The 10,451-nt window shown below is 69.6% G+C and carries 14 protein-coding genes and 1 pseudogene; 7 read left to right on the top strand and 8 right to left on the bottom strand.

Annotation, left to right across the window (positions count from 1 at the left end):
* Positions 1-248: 248 nt before the first annotated feature.
* Positions 249-2,345, top strand: a complete 2,097-nt coding sequence (locus FV233_RS25990; protein ID WP_246690086.1) for a TonB-dependent siderophore receptor — start codon at positions 249-251, stop codon at positions 2,343-2,345.
* Positions 2,346-2,397: 52 nt separating this feature from the next.
* Here FV233_RS25990 and FV233_RS25995 read toward each other — a convergent pair whose 3' ends face one another.
* Positions 2,398-2,661: a hypothetical protein gene (locus FV233_RS25995; RefSeq protein ID WP_147899237.1), complete on the bottom strand. Its 264-nt coding sequence runs from the start codon at positions 2,659-2,661 to the stop codon at positions 2,398-2,400.
* A 236-nt stretch (positions 2,662-2,897) separates the two neighbouring features.
* On the bottom strand, positions 2,898-3,518 hold the full coding sequence (locus FV233_RS26000; protein ID WP_147899238.1) for a hypothetical protein: 621 nt from the start codon (positions 3,516-3,518) through the stop codon (positions 2,898-2,900).
* Positions 3,519-3,990: 472 nt separating this feature from the next.
* Here FV233_RS26000 and FV233_RS26005 point away from each other — a divergent pair, with 472 nt between their 5' ends.
* The 4 genes from FV233_RS26005 to FV233_RS26025 all read left to right on the top strand — a co-directional run bounded on the left by FV233_RS26005 (position 3,991) and on the right by FV233_RS26025 (position 6,533).
* Positions 3,991-4,593, top strand: coding sequence for a PAS domain-containing protein (locus tag FV233_RS26005; RefSeq protein ID WP_246690087.1), 603 nt, complete (start codon positions 3,991-3,993; stop codon positions 4,591-4,593).
* 326 nt (positions 4,594-4,919) lie between these two features.
* Positions 4,920-5,429, top strand: a complete 510-nt coding sequence (locus FV233_RS26015) for a ferritin-like domain-containing protein (RefSeq protein ID WP_147899239.1) — start codon at positions 4,920-4,922, stop codon at positions 5,427-5,429.
* A 58-nt stretch (positions 5,430-5,487) separates the two neighbouring features.
* Positions 5,488-6,150 (top strand): isochorismatase family cysteine hydrolase, encoded by a 663-nt coding sequence (locus tag FV233_RS26020; RefSeq protein WP_281408038.1) that lies wholly within the window; start codon positions 5,488-5,490, stop codon positions 6,148-6,150.
* 185 nt (positions 6,151-6,335) lie between these two features.
* Complete coding sequence (locus FV233_RS26025; protein ID WP_007563351.1) at positions 6,336-6,533, top strand: hypothetical protein; 198 nt, start codon at positions 6,336-6,338, stop codon at positions 6,531-6,533.
* Between the two features lie 82 nt (positions 6,534-6,615).
* Here FV233_RS26025 and FV233_RS26030 read toward each other — a convergent pair whose 3' ends face one another.
* Complete coding sequence (locus tag FV233_RS26030) at positions 6,616-7,386, bottom strand: SDR family oxidoreductase (protein WP_147899240.1); 771 nt, start codon at positions 7,384-7,386, stop codon at positions 6,616-6,618.
* Between the two features lie 162 nt (positions 7,387-7,548).
* Here FV233_RS26030 and FV233_RS26035 point away from each other — a divergent pair, with 162 nt between their 5' ends.
* Complete coding sequence (locus FV233_RS26035; RefSeq protein WP_147899241.1) at positions 7,549-8,208, top strand: TetR/AcrR family transcriptional regulator; 660 nt, start codon at positions 7,549-7,551, stop codon at positions 8,206-8,208.
* An 88-nt stretch (positions 8,209-8,296) separates the two neighbouring features.
* Positions 8,297-8,476, top strand: a complete 180-nt coding sequence (locus FV233_RS26040; RefSeq protein ID WP_147899242.1) for a hypothetical protein — start codon at positions 8,297-8,299, stop codon at positions 8,474-8,476.
* A 15-nt stretch (positions 8,477-8,491) separates the two neighbouring features.
* Here the strand turns inward: FV233_RS26040 and FV233_RS26045 are convergent, their stop codons facing one another.
* From FV233_RS26045 to FV233_RS31385, 5 genes and pseudogenes are all read right to left on the bottom strand, one after another.
* Positions 8,492-8,836, bottom strand: coding sequence for a DUF1330 domain-containing protein (locus FV233_RS26045; protein ID WP_147856815.1), 345 nt, complete (start codon positions 8,834-8,836; stop codon positions 8,492-8,494).
* A 62-nt stretch (positions 8,837-8,898) separates the two neighbouring features.
* Entirely contained in the window at positions 8,899-9,591 is a 693-nt protein-coding gene (gene pyrF / locus FV233_RS26050; RefSeq protein ID WP_147856818.1) for an orotidine-5'-phosphate decarboxylase, read from the bottom strand.
* A 69-nt stretch (positions 9,592-9,660) separates the two neighbouring features.
* Positions 9,661-9,999 (bottom strand): BrnA antitoxin family protein, encoded by a 339-nt coding sequence (locus FV233_RS26055; protein ID WP_147899243.1) that lies wholly within the window; start codon positions 9,997-9,999, stop codon positions 9,661-9,663.
* Entirely contained in the window at positions 9,986-10,273 is a 288-nt protein-coding gene (locus FV233_RS26060) for a BrnT family toxin (RefSeq protein WP_246690088.1), read from the bottom strand. The genes FV233_RS26055 and FV233_RS26060 overlap by 14 nt, the downstream gene beginning before the upstream one ends.
* A gap of 53 nt (positions 10,274-10,326) precedes the next feature.
* Positions 10,327-10,451 (bottom strand): annotated as a pseudogene (locus tag FV233_RS31385) (uracil-DNA glycosylase family protein); the annotation flags it as partial.

Raw genomic sequence — 10,451 nt, forward strand, 5'->3', positions numbered from 1 at the left:
GGTCTCGGTTACACTGTAATCGTTATAAGTAAGATGAAATAGTTTCAAGTCTACGTTGCTTTACCTTCGAACGCGCGTTACGGCCGGACCCTATCATCATCGACCGGCCCAGTTTAATGCTCGACACAACTTTAATATCTTGCACTTCTGACGATCAAAACCGTATCGATCGATTGCAGACCGCGCGCAATCGCTTCGTACAAGCTTTGCTGACGGCCGTATCCCTGGCTGTGCTTTGCCCCGCCGCGATGGCACAGCCCGCGATGCTGCTCGACGAACTCTCGGTTGAGGCCCGCGGCGGAACCGCACCGAATGCCGGTTCGCCGCCGCCGGGCGGCACGATCGGCCAGCCGCCGGCCGCGTTCGCCGGCGGGCAGGTGGCCGGCGGCGGCCGTGCCGGCTTCCTCGGCAATCGCAGCGTGTTCGACCTGCCGTTCACGCAATCGAACTACACCGCGGAACTGATCCGCGACCAGCAGGCCCAGACCGTCGGCGACGTCCTGGCGAACAACGCCTCCGTCCGCGAACAACAGCCGCCCTTCGGCTCACAACAGAATCTCTTCATCCGCGGATTCGTCGTGATCTCAAGAGATACGGCATTCGACGGCCTGTACGGCATCGCGAGCGTCTACCGTCCGGCGATCGAGGGCATCGAGCGCGTCGAGGTCCTGAGCGGGCCCGGCTCCTTCCTGTACGGCTTCCCGCCCTCGGGCAGCGCCGTGGGCGTGGTCAACCTGGTCCCCAAGCGCGCCGCCGAGACGCCCCTGACGCGCGTCACGGCGCAGTACCTCACGCGCGGCAATGTCGGCGGGACGTTCGATGTCGGCCGCCGCTTCGGAGAGGGCAACGCCGTCGGCGTCCGGATCAACGGCGTCTACCGCGACGGGCCCACCCCGATCGATCGGCAGAACCAGAACCTCGGCGCCCTGACGCTGGGCCTCGATTTCCGTGGCGACGCGCTCCGGCTCAGCCTCGATGCCGGCTATCAGCACCTCGACCTGGACGCCCAGAGCGCGGGCCTCGCCGTCCTCCCGGGGGTCCGGATCCCGCGGGCGCCGCGCCTCAGCCTCAACGTGCAGCAACCGTGGGAGCGCTCGGATATCGATCAGGGCTTCGGTGTCCTGCGGGCCGAATACGACCTCACGCCGGACATCACGCTGTTCGGCGCCGTCGGCGGCTCGACGACCAAACGCGACTTCTTCACCACGCGCGGCACCATCACGCGCGCATCGGGCGCGCTGTCGCAGCAGACCACGACCATATCCGTCGAGAACGGCCAGTGGTCGGGCGAGGCCGGCCTGAGGGGCCGCTTCCAGACCGGCCCGGTCGACCATGCGGTTGCGGTCGTCGCCACGCATTACGAGGCCCGTGAGCCGTCCGCGTCCACGCCCGGCCCGCGATTCCTGTCGGCACTCTACACCCCGGCGATCGTCGCACGACCGTTCCGGCCGACGCCGCAGCTTCAGCTGACGACCCAATCCGGGTTGGACGGCCTGGCCGTCACCGACACCGCATCCGTCCTCGACGGGCGCATCCAACTCATCGCCGGCGGACGCTTCCAGAACGCGCAACGTGACACGATCCTGCCGACCGGCCGGTTCTCGTCGCGCTACGACAAGTCGGCCTCGACCCCGGTGGCGGCGCTGATCGTCAAGCCGTGGGACAGGCTGTCGCTCTACGCCAGCTACGCGGAAGGGTTCGGCTTCGGGCCGGATGTCCCCGACCTCGCGCGCAATGCCGGAACGGTGTTCCCGCCCGTGGTGACCAGCCAGATCGAGACGGGGGCCAAGCTCGATCTCGACCCGGTCGGGCTCACCCTGGCGTTCTTCGAAATCACGCAGCCATCCGGGATCCTCGATCCGAAGACGCTGATTTTCGGACTGAACGGCGAGCAGCGCAACCAGGGCATCGACCTGAACGTCTTCGGCGCGCCGGCGGACGGGATCCGCGTGCTGGGCGGCCTCACGCTGTCGGATGGTCGGCTGGTGAAGACGGAGGCGGGCCGCTTCGACGGCCACGTGGCGCCCGGCGTGCCCACCGTGCAGGCCAACCTCGGCGGCGAGGTGGATCTGCCGGCCTGGATGCTGCGCGGCGTGACCCTGACCGGGCGCGTGATCTACACGTCCGCCCAGTACTACGATCAGGCCAACACGCAGAAGATCCCGGACTGGACGCGCCTGGACTTCGGCGTCCGCTACAGCTTCACGGCGAGCGGGACGCCGCTGACGGCCCGCTTCAACGTCCAGAACGCGGCCGGCACACGGTACTGGGGTTCCGCAGGATCGAGCGTGCTGACCTACGGCATGCCGCGGACGTTCCTGGCGGCGCTGTCGGCGGATTTCTGATGCGAAACTGGGCCCCCGCCGACGCGTCTGCCGGCGGGGGCCGGTCGATCGACTACATGCGGTGCATCATGTCCCGACGCATCATGCGGTGGCGCATGTCGCGGCGCATCATGCGACGCTCCATGTGACGCCGCATCATCCGGCGCTCCATGTGGCGACGCTCCATGCGGCGCTCCATCCGGTCCATCTGGACGGTCGAGACGATGTCGGCCGGCGCGGCGACGGCGCCGGGACCAATCGGGGCCGCGGAAGCCGGGGACGCGACGGCGGCGCCGAAGGCGGCGAGCAGAGCCGCGGTGATGATCGTGGTGCGCAAAGGACGTTTCCTCTCATGCCGCCATCGAGGGCGGTTGTTTTCCGTAGAGCCGTGAGAGGAGCAAATCCTTCCCGGTCCCAGCTCAGCAAGCTGTAGGCCGCCAAGATGGTTCCGTGACGGATCGGGTCGGGGGTGCCTCCGGCCCTCCGCTCGCGAGGTCGTGACAGGCACGGGCCCGACGCGCGGCCGCCCGACCGTCGCCGGAGGCTCCGCGCCGCGCGCGCCAGGCAGGCCGGTCAGACGTCCAGGCGCGGCACGGCGCCGGGGGGCGGCGCCGGAGGCGTCACGCCGGTCGCCCCCGGATCGCCGTGGTGCCGGCCATTCAGCTCGGACGGGACGGGACGGGGGAGTTCCAGGGTCGGGAGCGCGATGCTCTTCGGGTCTCCGAGCAAGGTGATCTGCTTGACCGTGACGGCTTGCCGGCCGCGCATCAGCGGGTTCTGACGCACGTAGCTGATGAATTCCTCGGCCGCCCGCAGCTTTGACTTGTTCTGCTCGGCCTCTTGCGCCCGGATCCGCTCGGCCTCCGCCTCCCGGATCTTCGCCTCCTTGGCCTGGTGCTGCAGTTCCAGCGAGGCGAAAGCAAGTCCCGTGGCCGCGCGGTCGAAGACAGAGCTCGCGCGCAATGTCGGCCGAGAGAATAGAATATAAACGCTGTTGGCGACCAAGAAAGCGGCCACCAAAAACACGCCGAGATCGGCGACGTGCCCACTCACAGTCCAGAAGACCAGCACGACAGCCAACGATAGGACCGAGAGTCCGAGAAGAACGTATCGCAACGCCGACATGATATAGCCTAAATTCATTTTTTGAATCGAATTGGGACGATTTATAAAGGTTTCGATTCTGAAAGGCAAATCTATCGGGACTTTGCGTAGTTCGCAGGCCCCGGCCTCCGTCCATCCCCGCTCGGAGACGGGAGACGGGTCGCAAAGCGCAGGACCGGCCGGGTCGGACCTCCCCGCCGCTCGGCGGCGCCGGCGCCGTGGAAGCCCCCGGCCGATGCGTGGGACCGGCGCGAACGGGAACCCGGGCCGGGCGCGGCACTCCCGGAGACCCGGATCGGCCGGCGGATCGGCTGGGTCCGGCCGCGTTCGGCATGCGCCGCCTGGAGCGCGCGCTGGTGCCCTGGAAGGGCAAGGCCCGACGCGTCCCCCATCCGCCCCGATGGGGAACGACCGGGCGATCGCGCGGCTGCGGCGGACCGGGCGCAGCTGTTGCCATTGTGCTCTATTCGACCGACGATTTCTGGTACATCCGGATCGGTACGGTGCGCCGATCCAGTAAACGGCCTAGCGCAGACGTGCGATACGGATATCGGGGGATATCTTGCTGGAAAACTCCGACGATATCGTCTCAGAGGCGGCCCTGATCGCGGCGCTGGAAGCCTCCGGCGGGGTCGGCTTCTGGATGTGGGACATCGTCACCGACGACGCGCGGGCCGATCCGGTCACCGCGCTGCTGTTCAACATCAGCCCGGCCCGGTCGCGCGCCGGGGTCAGCCTCTCGGAGATCCTGAAGGCGGTCTACCACGCGGATCAGGAGCACATCTCCCAGGTCATCCTGGACTGCGTGCAATCCGGCGGCTCGTACACCGCTGAGTACCGGGTCTGTTCCCCGGAGGGCCGGCTGCGCTGGGTGTTCACCCGCGGCCACTTCTACCTGGACGAACTCGGCCGCCCGCTGTCCGGACGGGGCGTCGTCGTCGAGATCTCGGACAGCAAGTCCGCCGGCACCGCCTTCGCGACGCGGGACGGGAGCACGATCGAGGACGCCCTGAACAAGACCGCCGACCTGTGCCTGTCCCTGCACAACGCCGTCTCGGACCTCGGCGACACCCGCATCGTCGCCCTGACCGAAACCCTGCTGCTCGAGATCGGCCGGCAGCTGGCGGACCGGCAGCGATCCCCGTCGAACCCGTCCATGCATTGAACGCGGGCTTACGCGGGGCGGCACCGCGTCCCTTCGCGCTCACGGGCTGGGGGCAGGCCGCGTGGCTGACCTCGTCTTATCGAGCCGACATCCATTTCGACCGCTTGCACAACCTGGATGCCTGGTACCGCCGCGTGCGCGGACGCCCGGCGGTTCAGACGGCGCTTCGGGCGGAGGGGCTGAGGTGAGGCCGGCGGTGCGGCGCCCGCGGCCCGGCCGGAGCGGGCGCAGCGTGCGATCTTCCCGGCCGGAACTTGGCCATGCGGGACCGGGGTTGCCCGGATGAACGGATCAGCACGATCCAGCCTCCATCGCGAGACACCCGCATGACCCTCGATACACGTTCGATCTACGTCACGGCCCTGAAGAACACCCACGCCGTCGAGATGCAGGCCCTGCAGATCATGGAGCGGCAGGTCGAGCGCCTGGAGCGCTACCCGGAGATGGAGCAGGCCCTGCGCCGGCACATCGAGGAGACGCACGGCCAGCGCCAGCGCCTGGAGGAGGCGCTGCAGAGCCTCGGCGACAGCCCCTCGGCGCTCAAGGAGGGGTTCCTGGGCTTCGTCGGCAACATGATGGCGCTCGGCCACACGCCGGCCCAGGACGAGATCCTGAAGAACACCTACGCCAACCACGCCTTCGAGAACTTCGAGATCGCGGCCTACGAGTCGCTGCTGACGATCGCCGATGCGGCCGGCCAGCAGGCGCATCGGACCGGCTTCCAGCAATCGCTGAAGGAGGAGCAGGGCATGGCCGAGGCGGTGCGGTCGCTGATCAAGCCGACCACCGAGCGCTACCTCGCGCTGACCACGGCCGGCGAGAAGGCCGACCGCTGACGATCCGGACCGCGGCCGGCCTCGCAGGGGCCGGCCGCAGACGCGCAACCACCGATGCATGAAACGCGCGGGCATGGAGGCCGAGACGAGGCGCCCGTCGGACCCGGGAGGGCGGGCCGAGGACGGATCCGCGGGCGAGCCCCTGGGCCGGTCCTGCGTGCACCTCTGCGTGGACATGCAGCGCATGTTCGCCGAGCCGACGGATTGGCAGACCCCGTGGATGCCGCGCGTCCTGCCGCAGGTGCGCCGCCTCGCCGAGGCCCACCCGGACCGGACCGTGTTCACCCGCTTCATCCCGGCGGCCCGCCCCGGCGAGGGGCGGGGCACGTGGGCGACCTATTCGGCCCGGTGGTCCGGCATGACGCGGGCCGCGCTCGATCCCGGCCTGATCGAGCTGGTCCCCGACCTGGCCCGCCTCGTCCCGCCCGCGGAGGTGATCGACAAGACCGTCTATTCGCCCTGGCTGGAAACGGACCTCGACGCCCGCCTCCAGGCGCGGGGCGTGGACACCCTGGTCGTCACCGGTGCGGAGACCGATGTCTGCGTGCTGGCGGCGGTGCTGGGCGGCGTCGATCTCGGCTACCGCATCGTGGTCGCCACGGACGGCCTGTGCAGCTCCTGCGACGAGGCCCACGACGCGCTGATGACGATGTACCGGATGCGCTACGGCCACCAGGTCCTGACCCTGACGACCGACGCGATCCTGGAGCGCTGGCCGTGAGACGCGTCCGGCCGTCTTGAACTGTTATAGTCAAGCTCTGGCGCGATAGCCCGCGCGGGATCCGCGGTGTTCCGGATCACGAACACTCGATGTGTGCTGGATCACGCGCGAAAAACAGTCGCGACCGTCGAACCGAACGGCAGCGTCACCGTTATGTCCTCGAACACTATTCCGGAGGGAAGGACATGGCCAAGCACGAGATCCTCGGGTACTTCGAGCACCGCCGCGACGGGGCCTGGGTGTGCGTCCGGCCGTTCACCCTGACCACGCGCGATGCCAGCGTCGACATCCGCCAGGGCATGCGCTTCGATTACGGCAAGCGGGTCGGCGGTCTCGACCTCGCCGAGTACCTGGAGCAGCTCGGATCGCAGTTCGGGTCGTAAGGCTGCCCGGACGAAGCGGACCGCGCGCAACGATCAACGTCCGTGGAGGGCGCCGGGTGGAAACCCGGCGCCCTTCGGCGTTTCAGGCCCCGCCCCATTGCATCGTGAGGCCGCCATCGACCACGAGCGTGTGGCCGGTGACGTAATCGGCGCCCCCCGATGCGAGGTAGAGGATCGCCCGGGCGATTTCTTCGGGTTGGCCGGCCCGGTGCCACGGGATCCGCTCCAGGGACTGGTCGAGCACCGCGGTCTTCTCGAAGCGGTCGGCGGTCATCGGCGTCTCGATCAGGCCGGGGGCGACGTTGTTGACGTTGATGCGGTCCTCCGCGAGTTCCCGCGACAGGCTCCGGCACAGGGAGCCGAGCCCCGCCTTCGACATGCCGTAGGGGGCGCTCTCGGGGGTCGGCAGGTGCTGGGCCACCGAGGACACGAACACGATCTTGCCGCCGCCGCCCTGCGCCCGGCGCATCCCGATGAACGGGCGCGCGCAGAACAGCGGCCCCATCAGGTTCACCCGCAGGATCCGCTCCAGCACCGCGTCGTCCATCTCGGCGACCGGCATGCCGCTCATCGCCTGACCAGCGTTGGCCACCAGGATGTCGAGGCCGCCCAGCTCGCTTCCGACGCGGTCGTAGGCGGCATTCACCGCGGCGGCGTCGCCGACGTCGAGTTGCAGCACCAGGGCGCGGCGGCCGGCCGCCTCGACCCGGGCGGCGGTCTCGCGGATCCCGGCCTCGTCGGTGTGATAGGTGATCGCCACGTCCGCCCCCTCCCGGGCGAACAGCTCGGCGGTCGCCTGCCCGATGCCGGAATCGGCTCCGGTGATCAGGGCTCGCTTGTCGGTCAGGATCATCGTTGCGTGCCTCGTGCGTGCGCCGCCGTGCAGGCGGCCGGATGCCGGGGCAATGGGTCGGACCCGGGAGGGTTCCGGCCGCGCCGACCCGCCGCGGGCGAAGCCGGGTCCCGGGAACCGGGGGTCTTTGACGCCCGCCGCGCCCGTGCCCTACTGAGGAGCATGTCCCTGGATACCCCGACCCCCATGCTCACGGAGGAGAGCGCGCCGACCACCCGCTGCCGCATCCTGGCGACGGCGGCGGCGTATTTTCGCGAGATCGGCTACCAGAAGACCACCGTGGCGGACATCGCCCGGACGCTGAAGATGAGCCCGGCCAACGTCTACCGGTTCTTCGAGTCGAAGAAGGCGATCAACGAGGCGGTGCTGGAGCGGCTGATCGGCGAGATCGAGGCCCTGGTCTCCGAGGTCGCCGCCCGCCCGGGCCTCGGCGCCACCGAACGCCTCGTGGCGGCGATCGACCTCCTGCACCGCGACTGCACGCGGCGCTACGAGGAATTTCCCCGGCTCCACGAGATGGTCGAGGCGGCCATGGGCGAGAGCTGGGAGGTCTGCCGGCACCACATCGCCCGGGTCACGGCCGGGTTCGAGCGCATCGTCCGCGACGGCGTGGCCCGGGGCGAGTTCGAGGCCGCCGACCCGGCGGAGGCGGCCGCCTGCATCCATGCCGGCATCGCCCGCTACACCCATCCGCTGCTGGTCGGGCAGACCGCGCTCCAGCCGGTCCCCTCGCTGGAGGCCATGACGGCGTTCCTGCTGCGGGGCTTGGCGCCGCGGGGGCCAAGCGGTGCCGGACCGGCGCAAGGCGCACGACTGGGCTGAACCGATGACGCGTCGCCGGCCTCCTCGCAGCACAGCCCGCACGATCAACGGTGGCGTACGGCATCCAGCGAATGGGATCGCACCCCTCATGGATATCGATCGCGCCTTGCCTGAGCCGCTCACCGATGCGGAACGCGCCGCCGCTCAACGCGGCCTGGCCGACCTGCACGCGGGTCGGTTCGCGACGACGGCAGACGTCGAAGCCGCGTACCGCCGCTTCAGACCTCAGCGCCTCGATCCGGATCCGACCCCCGATACGAAGCGCTGAGCCGATCCGAAGACATTACTCCGAGGCCCGCCCCGCCTCCGGCGCGGGCTCGGACACGCTCGGCTGCGGGCCGTCATAGCCCTCGATCACCAAGATCTCGGCCTCGACGCCGCCGCGCTGCTTGGCCTTGGCCGCCTGGTAGAGGTCGGAGTTCCAGCAAGCGAGGGCGTCGGCGTAGCTCGGGAACTCGATCACCACGTTGCGGGAGCGGGGCTGGCCCATCACCGCCTCGAAGGCGCCGCCGCGCACCAGGAAGCGCCCGCCGTGCTTGGCGAAGGCGATGCCGTTGGCGGCCACGTAATCCTTGTAGGCCTCCGCGTCGCGGACATCGACCCGCGCGATCCAGTAGCCCTTCGCCATCCTGTGCCTCATCGGTTGCGGGGTTGAGATGGATTCCGGCCGCCCGAAGGCAATGCCGGGCTTCAGGCCAACTCGGCCACGATCGCCTGGGCCACGGCACGCGGGTCGGCGGCACCGGTGATCGGGCGCCCGACCACCACGTGGTCGATCCCGACCCTGCGGGCGTCCCCGGGGGTCATCACCCGCTTCTGGTCGCCGGCCTCGGCGCCGGCCGGGCGGATGCCCGGGGTGACGATCAGCCGGTCCGGCCCCACGATCCGCCGGACCGAGGCCGCCTCGGCCGCCGAGCAGACGAGCCCGTCGATGCCGATTTCGGCGGCCTGGGCGGCCCGCTTGGCGACCAGCTCGGCCACCGGCAGGGCGTAGCCGGCCTCCGCGGCGTCGGCGTCGTCGTAGGAGGTCAGCACCGTCACGGCCAGGATCTTGAGGCTCGCGCCCCGGCCCCGCACGGCCGCCCGCATGGTCTGCGGATAGGCGTGAACGGTGAGGAAGGTGGCGCCCAGGCCCGAAGCCGAGCGCACGCCCTCCTCGACGGTGTTGCCGATGTCGTGGAGCTTCAGGTCGAGGAACACCTTGAGCCCGCGCGCCGCCAGCCGCTCGGCGAGCGCCAGGCCGCCGGCGTAACCCAGCCGGTAGCCGATCTTGTAGAAGGTCGCGGCATCGCCGATCCGGTCGATCAGCGCCTCGGCCTCGGGCACGCCCGGGAGGTCGAGGGCCACGATCAGGCGGTCGCGGGGGTCGGCACTCTCGGTCATCGCGGCGTCCTTCGGGCTGGCGGCACGGACCACGCCGCGGCGATCCCTGTCAATCAGGACCGGAGCCTATCAGCCGCGCTTGCCGGCCTTGGCGCGCCGCCTGCCGCGTACGAGGCCCTCGGCCAGGGCTTCGTTCATGCGCGCCTGCCAGCCGGGACCGCCGGCCTGGTAGGCGGCGAGCACGTCGGGATCGACGTTCAGCGAGACGGGGACGCCCTGCGCATTCGCGGGGCGCCGGCCGCGCTGGTCCAGGGCGGCCGAGAGGTCCGGCGGCAGACCTTCGGAGCCGAGCCGCATCTGGGCCAGCTGTTCGGTCGTCAATTCGGGATTGTCGGACACCACGTCCCAATCCGCCTGCGAATAGGCCGCGTTCGGGACATAGCCGGGGGCGTGATCAGAGGGCTTCATAGCGGGATCTTTCCGTCCGGTTGGCGCGGCGGACGCTCACGACGTCGAAGGCTTCGGTCCCCAACGGCGAGACGATCACCACGACCACGGCCTCGCCGAACCAGGTCCCGATGAGCAGGAAGCGCGCGCGACCGGTGCGGCTCGGCTTGGTCGGGGCAGTCGCGTAACGGTCGAAGCTGAAGGCCTCCTCGAACTGGGCCGGATCGAATCCGTGCTTGGCGATCTTCGCCGACCGTTTCGGTTCCTGCGCGATGAACTTCACGAACCGCAGCATAGACCCAAACCCCGGGACTGGAAGCGGCAGCGCGTTGAAATCCGCAGCTGGATTTATGCACCCAGCACCCGCGCCACCTCCGCCTTGAGCACCGGCAGCAGATCCGCCTCGAACCACGGCTCGCGCTTGAGCCAGCCGTTGTTGCGCCAGGACGGGTGGGGCAGGGGCAGCACCCGGG

Source organism: Methylobacterium sp. WL7 (genome assembly GCF_008040085.1).
Lineage (GTDB): Bacteria > Pseudomonadota > Alphaproteobacteria > Rhizobiales > Beijerinckiaceae > Methylobacterium > Methylobacterium mesophilicum.